At 45.6% G+C, this 20,380-nt stretch carries 13 protein-coding genes; 9 read left to right on the forward strand and 4 right to left on the reverse strand.

From position 1 onward, the window contains the following. Positions 1–57: 57 nt before the first annotated feature. The 3 genes from AC3CH4_RS18165 to AC3CH4_RS18175 all read right to left on the reverse strand — a co-directional run bounded on the left by AC3CH4_RS18165 (position 58) and on the right by AC3CH4_RS18175 (position 4,917). Positions 58–762, reverse strand: coding sequence for a hypothetical protein (locus AC3CH4_RS18165; protein WP_054546029.1), 705 nt, complete (start codon positions 760–762; stop codon positions 58–60). Positions 763–773: 11 nt separating this feature from the next. Next, complete coding sequence (gene putA / locus AC3CH4_RS18170) at positions 774–3,911, reverse strand: bifunctional proline dehydrogenase/L-glutamate gamma-semialdehyde dehydrogenase PutA (RefSeq protein WP_488544213.1); 3,138 nt, start codon at positions 3,909–3,911, stop codon at positions 774–776. A 181-nt stretch (positions 3,912–4,092) separates the two neighbouring features. Further along, complete coding sequence (locus AC3CH4_RS18175; protein WP_017075637.1) at positions 4,093–4,917, reverse strand: AraC family transcriptional regulator; 825 nt, start codon at positions 4,915–4,917, stop codon at positions 4,093–4,095. Between the two features lie 493 nt (positions 4,918–5,410). Here AC3CH4_RS18175 and AC3CH4_RS18180 point away from each other — a divergent pair, with 493 nt between their 5' ends. From AC3CH4_RS18180 to AC3CH4_RS18190, 3 genes are all read left to right on the forward strand, one after another. Further along, positions 5,411–6,514, forward strand: coding sequence for a PEGA domain-containing protein (locus AC3CH4_RS18180; RefSeq protein WP_004732542.1), 1,104 nt, complete (start codon positions 5,411–5,413; stop codon positions 6,512–6,514). A gap of 203 nt (positions 6,515–6,717) precedes the next feature. Further along, positions 6,718–8,547 (forward strand): SUMF1/EgtB/PvdO family nonheme iron enzyme, encoded by a 1,830-nt coding sequence (locus tag AC3CH4_RS18185; protein ID WP_473578930.1) that lies wholly within the window; start codon positions 6,718–6,720, stop codon positions 8,545–8,547. Between the two features lie 376 nt (positions 8,548–8,923). Next, positions 8,924–9,709 (forward strand): helix-turn-helix transcriptional regulator, encoded by a 786-nt coding sequence (locus AC3CH4_RS18190; RefSeq protein ID WP_065206539.1) that lies wholly within the window; start codon positions 8,924–8,926, stop codon positions 9,707–9,709. A gap of 133 nt (positions 9,710–9,842) precedes the next feature. Here the strand turns inward: AC3CH4_RS18190 and pdxH are convergent, their stop codons facing one another. Then, positions 9,843–10,478, reverse strand: a complete 636-nt coding sequence (gene pdxH, locus AC3CH4_RS18195; RefSeq protein WP_004732548.1) for a pyridoxamine 5'-phosphate oxidase — start codon at positions 10,476–10,478, stop codon at positions 9,843–9,845. Between the two features lie 166 nt (positions 10,479–10,644). On the opposite strand from pdxH, the gene AC3CH4_RS18200 reads away from it, so the two are divergent. The 6 genes from AC3CH4_RS18200 to AC3CH4_RS18225 all read left to right on the forward strand — a co-directional run bounded on the left by AC3CH4_RS18200 (position 10,645) and on the right by AC3CH4_RS18225 (position 20,255). Next, positions 10,645–12,567: a sensor histidine kinase gene (locus tag AC3CH4_RS18200; protein ID WP_488544214.1), complete on the forward strand. Its 1,923-nt coding sequence runs from the start codon at positions 10,645–10,647 to the stop codon at positions 12,565–12,567. A 114-nt stretch (positions 12,568–12,681) separates the two neighbouring features. After that, positions 12,682–13,974, forward strand: coding sequence for a sigma-54-dependent transcriptional regulator (locus AC3CH4_RS18205; RefSeq protein WP_488544357.1), 1,293 nt, complete (start codon positions 12,682–12,684; stop codon positions 13,972–13,974). A gap of 112 nt (positions 13,975–14,086) precedes the next feature. Next, positions 14,087–15,478 carry an HlyD family type I secretion periplasmic adaptor subunit gene (locus tag AC3CH4_RS18210; RefSeq protein WP_017082895.1) on the forward strand — a complete coding sequence of 464 codons (1,392 nt, stop codon included), beginning with the start codon at positions 14,087–14,089 and terminating at the stop codon, positions 15,476–15,478. Positions 15,479–15,537: 59 nt separating this feature from the next. After that, on the forward strand, positions 15,538–16,206 hold the full coding sequence (locus tag AC3CH4_RS18215) for a transglutaminase-like cysteine peptidase (RefSeq protein ID WP_017078414.1): 669 nt from the start codon (positions 15,538–15,540) through the stop codon (positions 16,204–16,206). Between the two features lie 5 nt (positions 16,207–16,211). Further along, positions 16,212–18,122 (forward strand): bifunctional diguanylate cyclase/phosphodiesterase, encoded by a 1,911-nt coding sequence (locus AC3CH4_RS18220; protein WP_146455219.1) that lies wholly within the window; start codon positions 16,212–16,214, stop codon positions 18,120–18,122. Positions 18,123–18,140: 18 nt separating this feature from the next. Then, on the forward strand, positions 18,141–20,255 hold the full coding sequence (locus AC3CH4_RS18225; RefSeq protein ID WP_488544215.1) for a type I secretion system permease/ATPase: 2,115 nt from the start codon (positions 18,141–18,143) through the stop codon (positions 20,253–20,255). Positions 20,256–20,380 lie beyond the last annotated feature (125 nt).

Consider the following 20,380-nt stretch of genomic DNA (forward strand, 5'->3'; position numbering starts at 1 on the left):
TGGGAAAACCCAACAATGGAGAAAACCAAAAGTCTTTAGAGCCAATTTTACTGAAGGTTAGTGAGCTTCACTTCCAAGTTCGAGCAAGGTCGCGTTACCGCCCACGGCTGTTATATTTATAGTTCGCGTACGCTCGGTAATGAAGCGCAGCGATAGGTGTGGATCATTGGCAATATTCATTGCGGTCAGATCCGTTTCAGCCACTAAACCGACGATTGCACCGTCACGCTTAGCAAGCTGTAAATTGATAGCTTGTGCCGTTTGTGAATTACCTACGTAACCCGCGCTTCGCACATCGCAAGACAGCAGCTGTTGAGCAGCGTCGTACGAAGCAACCTGCACCAAGTTGGTTGGTAGATTCGCTTGTTTCGCGGCATCTGCAATTAAGGTGTTGAACTGCACGTCATCACTGCACAATTGAACGCTGTTACCTGCCAATAGTGCTGCAGTAATCATCGCTGTTGCAGTTTGCAGTGCGGGCACTTTCTCTTCGCAATCATCAACAATCACCAAAGCCACACCGCGGCCTGCGGCATACAACTCATTGGTTTCGCCCGTAGGACCTGCCATTAGGTGATGTTCAGAAAGAAGCGCAGATGCTTGCTCTAGATGATAAGTTGCCACTGCAGCCAAAGGCACAGATTGACTTTCGATCTCTGATTTCAGCGCAAGTACCTGAGCACTCTTGTAATCAAAGTCGGTAAGATTCCATTGTTCCCACGCTAGCAAAGCATCAGAAAAACCTGTCACTTGATGAACCATGATACTGCTCCTTATGCCTTGTCTTGTGATTGAGAGAAATGAACATCAGTAAAGCGGTATAGGTAGTGAGGACCACCCGCTTTAGGGCCAGTACCTGACAAGCCTTGACCACCAAATGGTTGAACACCAACAACGGCGCCCACTTGGTCACGGTTGATGTAGCAGTTACCCACGCGCACGTGTTTTTCGATCCAACGGTAAGTTGTCTCGTTACGGCTGTGGATACCCATGGTTAGGCCAAAGCCCGTTTGGTTAATTTGATCGACCACTTGCGCCAACTCACTCGCTTTGAAGCGAACGATGTGCAGCACAGGGCCAAACTGTTCTTCTTTCAAACAGCTGATGTCATCGATTTCGAATGCACTTGGTGGAACAAAGTCACCATGTTCACAATCAGAACCTAGAGAAAGTTGAGCCACCTTCTTCTGGGTATTGGTCATGTTTTCTAAGTGCGCCAACAACTTCTGTTTCGCATTTTGGTCGATAACAGGGCCAACATCCGTTTTATGAAGATGTGGAATACCCACACTCAGCTCGTCCATTGCACCGTGAATCAATCCAACCACGCGGTCTGCGATGTCTTCTTGAATGTAAAGCACACGCAGCGCAGAACAACGCTGGCCTGCTGAAGCGAATGCAGAACGAATAACATCACGAACCACCTGTTCAGGCAGTGCGGTACTGTCGACGATCATCGCATTCTGACCACCGGTTTCCGCAATAAACGGAACAGGCTTAGCGTTACGACTTGCCAATGACACGTTGATACGTTGTGCTGTTGGTGTTGAACCCGTAAAGGCAACGCCAGCAATCGCATTATGGCTAGTAAGCGCACTGCCGATTTCAGCACCGCGACCTGGTAGTAGCTGAATGGTGCCAGCAGGGAAACCCGCTTCATTCATCAGTTCAACCGCGCGAGCAGCAATCAAGCTTGTTTGCTCGGCAGGCTTAGCCACAACCGTGTTACCCGCAACCAAAGCTGCTGTAATTTGGCCAAGGAAAATGGCTAGAGGGAAGTTCCAAGGGCTGATACAAACGAACACACCACGACCTTGTCGAGAAGCGATTCGTGTTTGGCCATCAAAACCTTTTAGTTCGAAACCTTGTAGGTTGTCAGCTTGTTTTGCGTAGTAACGACAGAAGTCGACCGCTTCACGTACTTCATCAACGCTATCATGAATTGTTTTACCTGCTTCTTGGTGACAAATCGCTACCAATTCAGCTAGGTTGTCTTCCATCAGATCAGCCAGTTTATCAAGTGCCGCCGATTTGGTTTCAACCGAAGTTGCGTTCCAATCAGCGAATGCTGCGTCTGCACCAGTGATCGCTGCGGAAACATGATCAAGGTTAGCGAAAGCCACCTGACCGACATTAATACGACGATCGTAAGGTGCAGTCACTTGCTCAACGTTCTGATCAGCCTTGATCATGCTTTCGGCAAGAGATTCACCGTTGATCACAGGGCCAGCAGTCCATTGATTATTAAGGAACGCTTTTACTTGCTCTTCAAACTGATGCGCTTCACTTTCGATATCGATGTTCACACCGTAAGAGTTTTTACGCTCTGGGAATACCGCTGGAGGCAGAGGAATCTTAGTGTTGTGCAATGTATCGAACGCAAGAAGCATATCGACAGGATGTTGAGTCAGCTCTGCTACAGGGCAACGCGCATCAACTAGACGGTGTACAAACGAACTGTTTGCTCCGTTTTCTAGCAAGCGACGTACTAGGTATGGCAGTAGATCTTTGTGGCTGCCAACCGGTGCGTAGATACGTACCGACTGTTGGTAAGCTTCCATCGCATGGTTATAAAGAGAATCACCCATGCCGTGTAAGCGTTGAAATTCAAAATCTTTATGTTCAGTCATCACTGCGATTGCAGAAACCGTATGAGCATTGTGGCTCGCAAATTGCGGGAAGATATTGCCACGAACACTTGGGCTCAGTAGGTAACGTGCACATGCAAGGTAAGCTACATCTGTCGCTTCTTTGCGTGTGTAAACTGGGTAATCAGTAAAGCCAGCTTGCTGTGACCATTTGATTTCACTGTCCCAGTACGCGCCTTTCACTAAGCGAAGCGGGATTAAATCACCCTGCTCTTTCGCCAAGCGGTTTAGCCATACTAGAACCGGTAGTGCGCGCTTTGAGTAAGCTTGAATAACCAGACCAAATTTACCCCAACCTTTCACAAGATCGGTACGGTACAGTTTTTCGAATAATTTTAGAGAAAGCTCTAGGCGATCCGCTTCTTCCGCATCAATCGTAATCGCAACGTCTAGCTCTACTGCGCGGCGCAATAGCTGCTCTAACGTGTCGCAAAGTTCCGTCAATACGCGATCTTCATTCGCCACTTCATAACGTGGGTGAAGCGCGGAAAGCTTAATAGAAACAGACGGTGCTGGGCTTAATTTGGATGAAACATAGGTATCTCGACCTACGGCTTCAATCGCCATTAGGTAATCTTTGAAGTATTTGTTTGCGTCTGCCGTGGTCAGTGCCGCTTCACCTAACATGTCGTATGAGTAGGTAAAACCTTTGTCACGCATAGACTTACCGTTCTTTTGCGCTTCAGCAATGCTGCGGCCAAGAACGAATTGGTGACCCATCACCTTCATTGCTTGGTGCATCGCTTTACGAATCACCGGCTCAGAAAGCTTGTTGACTAAACGGTTAACCGCTTGGCCTGCACTCTGCTCGTTAGATGAAAGTCCAACCACCTTACCCGTTAGCATTAATCCCCAAGTCGATGCGTTAACAAATACTGAATCAGAGTTCTTTAAGTGAGATTTCCAATCCGCAACGCTGAGTTTGTCGCGAATCAGCGCATCAGCCGTTGCTGAATCAGGAATACGCATCAAGGCTTCCGCCAGACACATCAGCAAGATGCCCTCTTGAGTATCTAAACTGTATTCAAGCAACAGCGCATCGATCATCTGAATTGAAGTTTTATCCGCACGGATAGCTTCGATCAATGATGTCGTTTTGTCTGTGATTTGCTGCTTTTCAGACTCAGAAGGGGTAGCTAGCGGCAGAAGTTGCTCTAGCCATTGGGTTTCATCCACCATATATAATGGTGAGATAAGCGTCCAAAGATCAGCAAGCGACTGCTCGTTGAATTCTGGCTTTAACACATCAGTAGCTGTAAACATGCGTTTTCCTTAATCTCACACCCGAAAAGAGTTCGGGATCTCTACAATGGCTGCAGTGTATTTAGAGTATATAAGGATTACTTGTCAAAAACTCCGAGTTTTTTGCTAAAAACTCGCTTTATTAACAAAACAAACACAAGGTCACATATGAAACTTTAATATAATATGCCGTTTTGTTTTTTTATTTAACAGAAATTTGCTTTTTGTATTGAGATGGTGACATGCCTTGAAGGCGAGAAAAGGTGTGAGTAAAGGAGGATTGACCGGAAAAACCAGCAAGTTCTGCAACCTGTCCAAGGCTTAAATTACCTTGTTCAATTAGGCGTCGAGAGCGGTCGATACGCTTTCCTAAAACATATTGGTGAGGGGTAATACCCATTTGATCTTTGAATAGCATGTGGAATTGGCTTTCGCCCAAGAACACACTGCCTGCAAGCTGCGCGACTGAGATCTTATTAGCCAAGTGTTGTTCGATGTAGCGATCCAACGACTCAAGATCGAAACGCGAATCTTTAATCGAGGTTTCAAATGCCGAGATATGTCTTTGCATCAACGCAATCACCGTGTCATTACAAGCTCGACTCAACAACAGATCATCAGGACTGGCCTGCATCTCTTGCACCAACATGTGGATAAGCTTTTGAATTTGCGCATCTAATTGGAAGTAGACGTTCGATGATTCTAACTGGTTAATCTTCTCTAGCATCAGAGGGTCATCATCGGTTGGCATAGGCATGTTGAGTACGAGAATATCCGACTGACCAACCACGCCACCGAAAGCATGATCAGAGCGAGCCGTGACTACACAGCCTTGCCCTGGACCGACAAGATTCCCTTTACCGCTCACTTCAAATTCCGCCTGACCTTTTAAACCAATGACTACCTGCGAATAATGGTGATCGTGACAATCCATATGCGAAGGCAAAGTAATGATCTCTGCAGGGCGAGGGCCAGTAAGGCTTAGCGGGGACAAGTCAAAGTTCGGAAAGGGTAACGGTTTAGGCATAACATCAAAATACTCAGGTCGACATAGTAAGAATAATACTCTGAAATCTGCATAAGATGAATTTGTAAATGATCATGAGAGTCATTTCCTCGCCTTAAACAAAAGATCATTATCGAGATCGTCTTGATCATGCCTCCGGAAAGATGATCAAGAGTGCACAAACTACGGGCATTGTAAAACCAATCGTTCCGGTGAGTTTAGGGGCTTACAGCACTCATACAAGCAAGCACACCAGCACGAAAAACCATGTCATCAATATATGCTTCAGCGCCCCAGCATAATGAATAAATTTTCTTATATAGCTCAAATAATTGGCGATAAACCTGCAAAAAATGTATCCGAAGTACCGAAACTTGGCTTTTGAGTAGATTGGATAGCAATAAAACGGTATAAAGACGGGTACTGTGTTAATTGCTAATAACTAGTGACTCACAACTAGGAAGTAGACACTTTATTAACGAGCCAATTTTCAATCTACAAGTTGCAGGGACCTATGACTAACTTTCGAATTTCAGCGCTTTTACTCGCGCTATCCCCACTTTGGGTATCTGCATCGGTATCCGCTGAAGAACTGAATCAAGTCGATCCCGTTTCAGCTATCGATGCAAAGCTAACAGAGAAAAACTCAGATATTGAGCGTATTTCAGCAACCAAAGTATCGGCGACTGAAAACCTAAAACAACTTCAAAATAAGAACAGCAAGTTGTTACGCGAAGGTGAAGAACTTAAGGCAAAACGTAACAGAGCCAAGTCTGTACTCGACAAACAGTACAGTCGCTTGCTTGAAGATCCAGAAACGGATTTGGTCTCTTTCCAGAAAAGTTACCAAGACGCTTGGGCTGCGGTTAAAGAGAATCAATCGTCTCAGCTAGATAACGAACAAGCGATGAACGAGAGCGAAATTCACCTTTCTCAAATCAAGCAAAAGCAAGCTCGCCTGAATAATGAGCTGGCTAACTTGAGAGAGTCGAAAGTTGAAGCTCGCGTTAAACGTATTGCATCAGAACTTCGCGAAAGTGCCGTTCTTGAAACCAGCTACACCACCACATGTTCATCAACGATGACATTGGGTGAATGTACTGCTCAAGGTAAACACCTGACCAATCAAAAAGCGGTGAAAACGTTCAAGAGCCAATTACTTGAGCAGCTCACGGAAAGTTCATTAGCAAAACAGAACTTGCAAGGTGTTCAACTGAACATCCATGTTCAAGACAGCCAAGCGATCAAGAGTGGCTTTTCTGGTAACAACTCTTACTTCATGCAGATGCAGGCTCAGCTTCAAGCAAAACCTGAAGCGGTTGCAGCGTGTAACTTATTGAACGTTTCAACGCGCTACTGTTTAACGGGCAGTGACGCAGCGGTCGTTAAGAAGAGTGACAAACAATGGGCTAACGTGACGGTACGTTCTGATCAGTACAATGACTCAGTGACCATCAACGGCATTAAGTATGGCAGCACCCCTCTTGAGGTTGCGCTACCAAGTGGTCGTCACCAAGTAACCATTTCAAAACAAGGTTATGAGTCTTACAACCGCACAGTTACCATCAACGGTAGCGACACTATTTGGGTTAAGCTTCTTCCTAGCAAGGAAAGCTAAGTCCAGTATGAATAGCTCAGCGCTCTAATTAAGATAGCCGTGCCTATTTCACAAAGCTGAATGAATACTCGCCATTTTGTTGGTAGTTATAAACTGTATGAACGTTATAGACAGTATGATCGTTATAAACAGTAGCTGCAGACGAAATGGCGTTTTCGTTTAGAATATTCGATTAACCTAAATTACGATTGAAGTAGCCCATCATGCGCCAAGGTCTTCCTACTCTACTATTTGCACTTGCTCCCTGCCTAATGACGCCTGCTGTTTTCGCTGAGGCGACACCACCAGCGATCGCGTCTTCTGTCAGCGACATTGAAAGCTCACTTTTCGAAAAGCATGCCGAGTTAACGGCAGTTGAGAAGAAACTAGCTGACAAACAAAATGAAGTCGACAATCAAGCGCAGCAAACGGCACGTCTAGCCAAGTTATCGTCTCAAGCAGAGCTAACACTCGCAAAGGCGAAAGCCAGCCTAGAGCAAGATTACACGCGCATGATTGATGAGCCCGATTTCGATATCTCACCGGCTCAAAACCGCTTCCAAGACGCTTGGAAAACAGTAAAAGAAGGCAAGCTTGCGATTTCAGATTCAGAGCAGAAGCAGCAAGGCTTAGTGATGGAACTTGAGGCTATTCAAGCAGAGAAAGCGGCAGCAGAAGCTTCAATCGCTAATCTGAACCAAAATAAGCTAAGAGCAAGAGCTGAGCGACTCAGAAACGAGATCACTCAGACGGAAGAGCAAACCGTTAGCTTTACGAACCGTTGCAGCAGCGATATGACACTGGCGCAATGTTCAGACCAAACGGTGACCTTGGCACTTCAAAAAGCGGTAAAACAATTCCAGCACAGCCTTGTAGACAACGCGACCGAATCGAAAACAGTGAAAGAGCACCTTGCGTCTGCTTCATTGAATATTCACGTTCTGCAACACAAAGTGAAATCCTCGGGCTTCTCTGAAGATAACCGTTACCGAGCGGTGATTGCGGCCAACCTAGAAACTCGTCCAGATAAGAACACACCTTGTCGTCTGCTTGGTATTCAGTCATCAAACTGTTTCACTCAAAGCGAGCAACAAGCCAACGACCAACAAAAAGAAGTCGCTTGGGTTAACTTGGTGGTTCGTTCAAATCAATACAACGACAAGGTTTCTATCAACGGCGTGAACTATGGCAGCACACCGGTTGAAGTGATGTTACCAACAGGCCTACACATGGTCACGATTGAGAAAGAGGGTTACCTTTCTTTCCACCAAGAGCTGAAGATAGCCCGCGATCACAACCTACGAGCCGTATTACAGGCCAAGCAGAACTCATTGAATGTCGGTACCAAGTTTGCAGACCCGATGGGAAACAACATTCAGAGCCCTGAAATGATTGTTGTCGGCTCGGGTCGCTACCTACTCGGTGAAAACAACGCACAACAAGTAACGATCAAACAGCCGTTTGCATTAGCCGCAACACCTACCCGCGTTCAAGACTTTAGAACATTTGTTGACAGCACTGGCTACCAAACAGACGCAGAGCTAATGAACACCTGCGATACGTTCGTGAATGCAGAGATCACAACCGTTTCGGACAATGACTGGCAGAGCCCTGGCTTTGAACAAGCAGATAACTCACCCGTTGTATGTGTCAGCCAAAATGATGCAAAAGCGTATACTCGTTGGTTATCTCAAAACACCGGCTTCACTTACCGTTTACCTACACCACAAGAGTGGGAAGCTGCAGCAAGAGCAGGCCAAGACACCAACTTCTGGTGGGGTAACGAGTTCCGCTCAGGTAAGGCCAACACTGGCTGGGCGGGTACGCCTTGGTCAAACGTTAGCACATCTCCAGTTAAATCATTCCTGCCAACACCAACAGGCTTCTACGACATGGTGGGTAACGTATGGGAATGGACAACCATTCAGAAAGGTTTAGCGAAAGGTGGCGCGTGGAGCTTCTCTCCAGAAGAAGCAAAAGTGTTTAACGAACTGTATGTACCGCCTTCAACGGCAGCGAACTATCTAGGATTCCGAGTCGTGCGAGAGCTGTAGGCTCCCAATCACAGGCTCAGAATCTCAAATATTTACTCTAAGTTCTCAATTATCACATTGAGCAGCATTTATAGGGGAATTCCCCCCTTATGCATAAGCATTCCTAGGAGTAGATTCGTCGATAGAGTAGTAAGTCACTCTGGGTATCAAATTGATGCCTCAGTTTAATTTACCTGACCCTCGTAAATTAAGCTGAAAATCTTCTACATGTCGACAAGGCATATCTTGTCTTTAGCCAGCCCCTCTTCAGGCTGGCTTTTTTTTGCCTGTTTATCATTCTTTCTGACCACCTATTCCCCGTGATTGAAGCAGTTAGTCAGCAATCTGTTTAACTGTCATTCACCACCCTATTTTTCGAACAGAGTACAAACTCTAATTGCCATTGCAGCGCTATAAGAAACTGATATTATTGCTATACCTCTGCTTACGAGATAAAACCTTGCCAGATCCATTCAACGCCATACATCGTTCTTTATTTGAACAACTACCAGGTTGCTGGGGCTGCAAAGATACTGATTCGGTCTTCGTGTACGCAAACCTTGCCTACAACAAACTGATTGGCTTAAAACCCGATGAGACTTGTACTGGTTTGACCGACTTCGACATGCCCAGTCAAACCATTGAGTGCGCGCAAGATTTCAGAGCTCAAGACAAACATGTGATGGATACACGCAGTACCCTTAAAATCCTCGATATTCACCCTTATCCAGACGGACGCTGGCACGCCCATATCTTTACCAAAACCCCTTGGCTTGATGATAATGACAATGTCCAAGGCACTATCTTCTATGGGCAAGAGCTCACTGATACTGCAATCTTAGAGGTCGGTCATTGGGTTTGTCAGGCAACAGGAGCGAAAGGTAATCAAGCATCACTTGCGGGATCAGAGCCGCGTGTGTCTAAGCTGCAAAAGCGGCTGACTTCGCGAGAATCAGAGGTGTTGTTCTTACTGCTTTTCGGCAAGAAGCCTCAATACATTGCGTCTACGTTAGACATTTCAATCAAAACGGTCGAAGGTCATGTCGCGAGATTGAAACAGAAGTTCGATGCGCGCAGCAAAAGCCAATTAATTGAGTATGCACTGGACTCGGGCTTAGGGTCCGTGATCCCAGAAACTCTGCTCAATAAACAGATCTCCGTTGTGCTGCACAGTGATAAATGAGTTGAATGACCAACTCGTCGATGAATCTGGGAATGTACAGATAAAAAAATACCGCTGCTTGATGTTTCTAATCACCAAGTTAGCGGTATTTTTGTATGTTCTATTCGGTGTAGACCACTTAAGATTCATAAGCCTAAGGCGCTAGGCGATCAATATCCCAGCTGTTGTCTTGGCGTGAGAACAAGAAACGGTCATGCAAGCGGTGTTCACCCCCCTGCCAAAACTCAATACTATCCACGCGAACTCGGAAGCCACCCCAGAAAGAAGGCACCGGAATCTCTCCTTTAGCAAACTTCTGTTTAAGCTCTAGATACTTACCTTCTAAAATGCCACGAGCTGAGATACGGCTACTCTGCTTACTTGCAATCGCGGCCAATTGGCTCTCTTTTGGACGTGACGAGAAGTACTTCATGTTTTCCATTGCTGTCAACTTTTCAGCGGTGCCAGTAATGTGAACTTGTCGCTCAAGTGGATGCCAAGGGAAGTGCAAACTGATTTTGCTGTTGTGCTCAAGCTGATGCGCTTTACGGCTACCTAAGTTGGTGTAAAAAACGAAACCGTCTTTATCAACATTCTTTAGCAAAACAATTCGTTGGAATGGCTGACCATTTTCATCAACCGTGGCAACTGTCATGGCAGTAGGGTCAGTCATCTTAGCTTCGATGGCTTGCTCTAACCATAGATTGAATTGCTCAATAGGGTCTGCGGCTAAGTCTTTACGTCTCAGTCCACCCTTAGCATATTCACGACGAATATCTGTCAGTTCCATTTCGTTGCTCCTTTCAATTTTTTGTGATTTTGCGCTGTAATCCTTTGAAACACAAGTCTAAGCCATGGTTTTGTCTCACAGAAGGTGTTCGGTGTTAACAAGATCTCGGTACTCAATCAATCATATTGATAATCTTTATACAAACCGATTACACGCTGAGATCCAAGTGACCAAGATACTGCCTAACCTAATGACTCCTTTTGTTTTATTCTCATTATTATTGGGAACTGCAGGACTGACTGCAACCCACTTTATGGCAGTACAATTCCAAGAAAAAATCGTCACTCAGCAACTCAATGAAGCGGCCAATAAAGCCAATCTACAAATCGATTCTGAACTGGATAAGTTCAAACAGATCCCGGATTTACTCAGCCATGACCCGCGTCTGCTCTCTTATTTTGACTCATCACCACAAACAGACAAGATTTTCGCTGCGCAGCTCAATCAATTGCTATTTGAATGGTCAAACCAAAGCCAAGCTGACACCATCTATATTCATGACCAGAGTGGTACTGTCGTCGCTTCCAGTAATTACCAAAAGCCTCGCACTTTTGTAGGCGAGAACTTCTCGTTTCGCCCCTACTTTGCCTCCGCCATTCAAGGCAACAATACACAATATGTCGCGCTAGGCGCTCGCTCGAATGTACGCGGTTATTTTTTATCTTCACCACTGTATGTTGAGAATGACATTGTTGGCGTTATCACCGTAAAGGTGAGTTTAGAGAACCTCGAAAACATCCTAACCAGCGACGACTATGAGATCGTGGTACTCGACTCTAACCAAGTAGTCTTTCTATCAAGCCAGGCTCCATGGCTTTACCATTCATTATTGCCATTAACTCAGCAACAACAAACGGATATCGCACTTCAACGCCAATACGGTCAAAGCGAAATTGCGATCATCGAAGCCTTTCGTTCTTCAAGCTCTCAGTCAGAAGCTAGCAACGCCAATCAATCTAAGAACCTTCAATCCAATGAAATCCGAAAAGAGCTCACCGCTAACCAGCTATTCAAGCTTGGTACTTTTAATCTTTACCCTGCAACGGTCAGCAACAACCAGTACCAAGTCGTCGCCCTAAAAGAGACCAGAGCTGAGCTTATAAAAGTTTTGCAGATCGATGTCATCTTCGTAGTGATTTACAGCTTGGTGATGCTCATCGCTTGGTCGTGGCGCCAGACTTATCTCGCGAAAGTGGCGTTGACCCGACTCAACCAAAACCTTGAGCAAACCGTTGATAAACGCACTCACTACTTGAAGCAATCCAATCAACAGCTGCAACAAACCCTTTTTCAATACCAAGAGTCGCAGTCGAAGTTGAAACAGACAGAACAAGAGCTGACACAAACCGCAAAATTAGCGGTACTCGGTGAGCTGTCAGCCAGCATAAACCACGAAATCAACCAACCACTTGCAGCGCTGCGAACATACAGTGAGAACAGCTTAAAGCTGCTTGAAATGGAACGGACTGACTTGGTCAAAAGCAATCTCGATAAGATGATTGCTTTGAATACCTCAATTACCGAGATCATCGCGCGTCTTAAAGTCTTCACTCGCAAGGTCACCAAGCAAGAACATCACGTCGCAAACCTGCATCAATCGATCAACAACGCGACCAGTATTCTTAGTGCGCTAATGATCAAACAAGGCATCACGTTAAGGTTAAGCACAGTGCCAGGCGACATTAACATTGCGATTCACCCAACCGAGCTCGAACAAGTACTGGTTAACCTGATTCACAACGCGACTCAAGCGCTTCAACAACAAGTTCTTGAACAGAAAGTCTTGCAGGAGCAACAAAACTTGGAGAACGTAGACCAACAGGCTAGTCCACAGATAGGCATCGAATGGCAACTGCATCATGACTCTTGTCAGGTGATCATTTGGGATAACGGAATTGGCATGCAGGACGACAAATTAGAAAAGTTATTCGACCCGTTTTTTACCACTAAACCGGAAGGCTTGGGGCTAGGGCTCTCAATATCGAAACGGATTATTGAGGCGTATCACGGCACGATCAGCGCGAACCGATTAGAGCCTTCAGGCATGGTATTGTCGCTAAACATCCCGTTATATAACGATAAGGGCTGACGTGCCGTTGTTATTGTTGATTAGAAAACGAACGTTAAATACTGCTGATCTTACATACTGCTAATCTGACATACAGCAAATCACATACTGTTAAGGACTCGACTTTTGCACTCTATGCCTAAACTCTACTTTGTCGACGATGAACCCGCAATCCGAGACTCCGTAGAACAAGCCATGCTCATTGAAGGCATCGATATCGTCTGCTTTCCTAATGCTATTGAGGCACTAAAGAAAATAGATACCGCGCAAGCTGGAATTGTCATCACCGATATTCACATGCCAGTGATGGATGGCATTCAATTGACACAAAAGTTGCTGAGCCAAAATCCTCATTTTCAGATCATCGTCCTTACTGGGCATGGTGACGTGCAAACAGCGGTGTCCGCAATGAAAGCCGGCGCTTACGATTTTCTGGAAAAGCCATTTGTGGTCGATGCCCTACTCACCGCGGTAAAAAAAGCCGCGGATAAACTCGCGCTGGTTGAAGAGAACAACTTATTGCGTAAAGAGTTGGCGATGCAGAATCAGGTGGGACCAAAACTGATTGGTCAATCGCCATCCATGCAGGCATTACGCCGAGAACTGATCACCTTAGATACCAAAACTCACCCTATTCTACTGTTTGTCGGCGATCTAGGGACAGGTAAAAGGGTCACGGCGCAGTACACGCACGATCTACACAGCCATCAATCCGCAGAACTTTGCCCTGTCGCTGCGTTCAATTTACCAAGCAATGACCAAGCTACGTTTGATCAGTTTGTTGTGCAATTATTCAGCAAACACCAGGGCGGAACACTTTATATCCACGAAACAGAAGCATTAACTTCACAACAATGGCGCTGGTTGGCGGCTCTAAAACCCACTCTACTTCGTGAAAACTCATGCAAGACCAATGCAACTTGTATCATTATCGCAACCACAATAGTTCCAACTACAATTGTAGGTGAGTTCCGCCGATTTGATTTGCTAACCTTAGCGCAACGAACCGAAGATATTGGCTCCTTGTTTAAGCATTTTGCTCGTGGTGCGGCAAGTCGATATCAGCTGCCGCCACCTGTCATTACAGAAAAAGAGATTCAACGACTCATTGCGACTCATTGGACGGAAAACATTCGTCAGCTTCGCCAACATGCCGAACTCAGAGTGCTGACTCAAATTAAGCAGCCGTCGCTCGACGGTGATACTGGTGAGCAAAGTGACGCGGATGAACGTGACGTGAGCATTGAGGAGCAACAGTCGTTGAACCAACGCACTGATAGCTTTGAACAAATTATCTTAATTGAGGCACTACATCGCCATCAAGGGCGTTTAAAAGAAGTGCAACAAGAGCTGCAAGTGTCGCGAAAGACACTGTATGACAAGTTGAGAAAGCACCAATTGGATAAAACAGATTTCAAGAACCGATAAGTCTTAAAAAATATATAAATTCAAAGATTTAAAGGAGCAAAATCTTAACATTTATCAAAAGTAAGAATACACTCAATAGGCTTGCACTTTTATTTAGCAAACAAGGACTGTCATGAGCCAGAAGAATTACAGCAAATTGAACGAAACCGAACTTGAGTACGTCGATGATAAAACAGCGGCACTACTACTCAATACGCCCACCAGTGCGCGTATTATGTTATGGGTGATCGTTCTGTTTTTTATTGCTGCTATTGGGTGGTCCGCTTGGGCTGAGATCGATAAAGTCACCGTTGGCCAAGGCAAGGTCATCCCCTCTTCCCAAATCCAAGTGGTGCAAAACCTTGAGGGCGGCCTCGTAAAAGAGATATTAGTAAGGGAGGGTCAACGCGTTCAGAAAGGTCAACAGCTGCTGTTGATCGATGACACTCGATTCCGTTCTGACTTCCGAGAGCGCGAACAACAAGTGGCAAACTTAACTGCCAGCGTGTTGATGCTTTCAGCTTCCTTTAACAGCGTGGTCATCAACGAAGAGTTCTCCGTCGAAAACTGGAAACAAAGTGTGTTACTCGACTACGGCAAACTCGCCTTCCCACCAAAGCTATACGAACTTCAACCTAAACTGGTTAATCGCCAAAAAGCCGAATATCGTCAAGACCTAAACAATTTAAGAAACCAACTTTCCGTTTTTGATCAACAAGTTGAACAGAAGCAACAAGACCTTGTTGAAATAAAATCGCGCGTCAATAACTTAAGACAAAGTTACAAATTTGCCCGCCAAGAATTAGATATAACAAAACCGCTTGCCGATGAAGGGGTGGTACCAAGAATTGAACTCCTCAAGCTTCAAAGACAAGTGAATGACACTCGCCGAGAAATGACCTCGAGCGAACTCAAAATCCCTCTTCTACGTTCCGCCATCAAAGAAGCGATGCTCAGCCGTATCGATGCTGCATTGAGCTTCCGCTCAGAACAACAAGAAAAACTGAACCAAGCACAAGACAAGCTCTCTGCAATGACCGAATCTTCGGTTGGCCTTGAAGACAGAGTAAACCGTACCATCGTGGTCTCTCCCGTAACGGGCACAGTCAAAACGCTAGGTATTAATACCGTGGGTGGTGTTATTCAGCCGGGTATGGACATTGTTGAGATTGTACCGACTGAAGACTCGCTATTGGTTGAAGCTAAAATCGCTCCGCAAGATATCGCATTCCTACGCCCAGAACTGACCGCCATTGTTAAATTTAGTGCCTATGACTTCACAAAATATGGCGGTTTGGAAGGTGTGCTAGAACACATCAGCGCCGATACCACTCAAGATGAAGAAGGCAATAGCTTCTACATCGTGCGTGTACGTACCGATAAATACAGCTTTGGACACAACGAAGAGTTGCCGATCATTCCAGGTATGACAGCCTCAGTCGATATCATCACGGGCAAGAGAACCGTACTTGAGTACATGTTGAAGCCACTATTAAGCGCTCAAAACAACGCATTAAAAGAGTAAGGACGTTTGATGCTTGATAGCGCCTTTCAATACACAGTGAACAGACAAGAGCAGAGGCTATGAAATCTCGGATTTCGTTATTGTTGCTGGTCCTCACTTCTTTTACCTCAGTCGCGCTCAACAAGAGCGACCAAAGGTGGATAGACGCGGTTACTGCAACCTACGGGGAAAGAGCCGGAAAACGAGTGGCAACATGGCGCTCTAATATGACGTCGTACGAAGGGCTAAGTGAAACGGAAAAGCTCGATTCGGTAAACCGGTTCTTCAACCAAATGTACTTTGTCGATGACAACATACTGTGGGGAAAGAATGACTACTGGGCGACACCACTGGAGTTTTTAGGCAGCAACGCCGGCGATTGCGAAGACTTCACTATTGCAAAATACTTCTCTTTACTTGAACTCGGCGTCCCAGATAAAAAATTGCGATTGGTGTACGTAAAAGCACTTGAGTTAAACCAATTCCATATGGTGTTGGCGTACTACTCGACACCCAGTGCAGAACCACTAATTTTGGATAACTTAAACCCTGAAATAAAACGCGGTTCTAAACGCGGAGACCTGCGACCGATATACAGTTTCAATGGTAAAAACCTTTGGTTAATTAAGTCGGCAGCAGGCAGCGGTAAGCTGGCAGGGAAATCTTCAAGATTGAGCTTATGGAACGACCTACGTTCTCGTGAGCGCTCTCTAAATTTAAACAAACCCATTATCAATTACGATGAGTAGGTACAATGACTTTATATAAACAGCTTGTGGTCGGGATGGTTGCGGTATTCATACTGCTGATGACGTCAGTTTTTATGATCGAATTCAATACCACCCGTGGATACTTAGAGGAGCAGCAACGCTCTGAGGTAAGTAATACCATTAATACTGTTGGACTGGCTCTCGCCCCTTACCTAGAAGAAAAGGACAAGGTGGCAGTGGAGTCTGTTATCAACGCCCTATTTGATGGCAGTTCTTATTCCGTCGTGCGATTGATTTTCCTAGACACCGGAGATGACATTCTCCGTTCATACCCTGTAAAGCCAACCGGCGTACCAGAGTGGTTTACTAACCTTAACCTATTTGAGCCTGTTCATGACCGCCGCGTAATTACCAGTGGCTGGATGCAACTGGCAGAAGTCGAGATCGTAAGTCACCCTGGTCCTGCCTACGATCAGCTTTGGCAAGCGTTCATCCGCTTACTGAGCATCTTTGGCACGATCTTCTTGCTCGGTTTAGTGTCTATCTCTTGGATCCTTAAGCGTGCTTTACGCCCGCTCTCGTTGATCATTACTAAGATGGATCAGATCGCGAAGAATCAGTTTGGTGAACCACTGGCTCGTCCAAAGACAAAAGATCTCACCTTGGTTGTCGATGGTATCAACCACATGTCGACCCAAGTTGAACTGGCCTTTAAAAACCAAGCGAAAGAAGCTCAAAAGCTGCGTGAAAGAGCGTATATCGACCCTGTATCTCAGCTAGGCAACCGCGCTTACTACATGTCTCAGTTAACTCAGTGGTTAGAAGAGTCCAGTTTAGGTGGTTTAGCCGTACTAAAAGCCGAATTTATTAGTGAAGAGTACGACGAAAAAGGCTATCAAGAAGGTGATGCCTTGGTTCATCAACTGGCTGAACAGCTGCAAGCTTCAATCTCATCACCAGATATCACCATCGCCCGTATTTCTAGTGACGAATTCGGTTTCATCATGCCAAACATTGATGAAAGCGAACTTAAACTTGTTGCTGGCAGCATCGTAAACTGCATTCAAAACCTAGGTTCAGACCCAACAGGTACGGCGAATCCACACATCGCGCTAGGTGTGACATACAGCAATACGCGAAAAACCAGTACCGAAATCATGTCGTTGGTCGATAACGCGCTCTCAAGTGCGAAGGCGAACCGTGAACTGACTTACGGCTACGTAACGGCAGACGATCATGGTGCTGTGATGGGCAAACAACAATGGCGTATGTTGGTTGAAGAAGCAATCATCAACGACCTTGTCACCTTCCGTCTGCAAGCTGCAAACAATAGCTTTGGCAAAACGTATCACCAAGAAGTGTTCTCTGCGATTGAAAAAGACGGAGTTCGTTACAGTGCAAACCAATATCTATACGCACTAGAACAGTTAGAAATGAGCCACATTCTCGACCAATACGTTATCGAGAAGATGATAGAGAAACTGAATGCGAAAGAAATAACGAGCCCCGTTGCTATCAATATTTCGCCAAGCAGTATTTCTCAGCCAAGCTTTATCCGCTGGATTGGTAAAACTCTTGAACACAATGCCTCAATTGCTCATCTGTTACATTTTGAGATTCCAGAAAATTGTTTCATCAATGTTCCGCACTACACGGCGCTGCTGTGTAACACCATTCGTAACGCTGAGTCCGTATTCGGTGTTGATAACTACGGACGTAATTTCCAATCATTGGATTACATCAACGAGTACCGCCCAAGCTATGTGAAGTTGGATTACTTGTTTACGCACAACCTTGATGATGAAAAACAGAAATTCACCTTAACGTCGATCTCTAGAACCGCTCACAACCTAGGCATAACCACCATTGCGTCTCGAATAGAAACTCAGACTCAGCTAGATATCCTGTCTGATAACTACGTAGAAGTGTTCCAAGGCTTCATTGTTGATAAATAGTTGTAAGGGTTATATCGCATGCAAGATCCACTATTAAACTCACTGATCTACGTTAGTCGGTATTACGGGTTAGCTAACTCGCCCGAAGCGTTGATCAATGGGCTACCACTATCCGATGGAAAGCTAACCCCTTTCCTATTCCCTCGTTCAGCTGAACGAGCGGGATTAGTGGCGAAAGAAAACCGTTCCGAGTTAGAAAGTATTCCTCACCTGATTCTGCCTGCTATTCTACTTCTCAAACAGGGCGAAGCATGTGTTCTAAATAGTATCGATTTAGAAAAACAAGAAGCAGAGATCATCACCGCAGAAAGCGGGATGGTGCCTATCGTCATTCCAGTCGATGAACTCAAAGAACAATTCATCGGCCGCTACTTCTTGGTAAAAAAACAATTCCGTTATGATGAACGTTCACCAGAGGTTCTAAAAACACGGAAAGGTCACTGGTTTTGGAGCACTATTTGGGAATCTAAAAACATCTATCGTGACGTGTTGATAGCATCCATTCTGATCAATATCTTCGCCATTGCCGCGCCAATGTTTACTCGTTTGGTGTACGACAAAGTAGTCCCTAACCTTGCCTTTGAAACCCTGTGGGTGTTGGCGAGTGGTATTTTCGTCGTCTTCCTTTTCGATCTGCTTCTCAAGTTAATGCGCAGTTACTTCATTGATGTCGCGGGGAAAAAATCCGATATCTTAATTTCCTCTAAACTGTTCAGTAAAGTTCTGGGGATTCGCATGGAAGCAAAGCCCGCCTCTGTTGGCGCTTTCGCGAAAAACCTGCAAGAATTTGAATCAATCCGTGAGTTCTTTACCTCAGCAACTATTGGCTCGTTAATCGACTTACCATTCGCGCTGATGTTCTTGGCGTTAATTTGGCTGATGGCCGGAAACCTTGTGTTTGTTCCTGTCGTCGGTGTGGTCATTTTGATTATCTATGCACTGTTAATCCAAGGGCCACTGCGTCGTACGATTGAAGAAGGCTCTCGACTTGCTTCTCAGAAGTACGCGAACTTAATTGAGAGCTTGGCTGGGTTAGAAACCGTTAAGCTATTCAGCGCGCAAAGTCAGTTCCAATTCCGTTGGGAAGAAGCGGTTGCGCACATGGCAAACTGGAATATCAAAAGTCGCCGCATCACCGACAGCATCCAAAACACGGCTGGCTTTGTTCAACAAAGTACCAATGTAGGCATGATCATTTTTGGTGTGTACCTCATCGCAGAAGGTGAACTCACTATGGGTGGCTTGATTGCCGCGACCATGTTGAGCGGCCGTGCAATTGGCCCTCTTGTTCAACTGTCTTTGCTTTCTACTCGTTACAACCAAGCGAAGTCATCAATGACTTTGATTGAACAAGTAATGTCGATGCCTGATGAACAGGAAGAAGGTAAGCGCTACATCCACCGTCCGATTATTCAGGGTCATATTGCGCTAGATAAAGTGACGTTCCACTACCCAGACTCGCCTGTCGCTTCTATCAGAGACCTAACCCTTAATATCAAACCCGGTGAAAAAGTCGCGATCATTGGTCGAATTGGTTCAGGCAAGACCACGCTAGAACGTTTGATTATGGGCCTATATAAGCCTACAGAAGGCCATGTGCGCATTGATGACACCGACATGGAACAACTGCATCATGTCGATGTACGACGCAATATAGGCTGTGTACCGCAAGACAGTAACCTGTTCTACGGTTCAGTAAGAGACAACATTACCTTAGGTCGACCGTTGGTCGATGACCGTGATGTGATGGACGCAGCCAGCCGTGCAGGCGTGACCGCGTTTACTCAGCAAGATCCAGCAGGCTTAGAACGCCAAGTGGGCGAAGGTGGTGCATTGCTATCTGGTGGTCAACGTCAGTCGATTGCCATAGCTAGAGCCTTCTTAGGACGTCCACCCGTGCTTTTGATGGATGAACCGACCAGTGCGATGGATAATCGCTCAGAGATGCACATCAAACATCAACTCAACCAGTTATTGCCAAGCGAGACATTGATTCTTATCACCCACAAAACATCGATGTTGGATATTGTAGATCGAGTGATTGTGATGGAGAGAGGCAGCATTATTGCCGACGGCCCGAAAACACAAGTTCTGTCAGACTTGAAGCAAGGCAAGGTAAGAGCAGCAAGTTAAAGCGCTCATGTGACTTAAAGAATCTAACTAAATCAATATCAGATAAAGCAAAGGGGGAGCATCAGCTCCCCCTTTTTTTGTTTGTTCTAATGAGTAGAAAATAGCTCGAACCGCTCTATTCAGAG

Source organism: Vibrio sp. QJM3NY_26, from assembly GCF_057786005.1.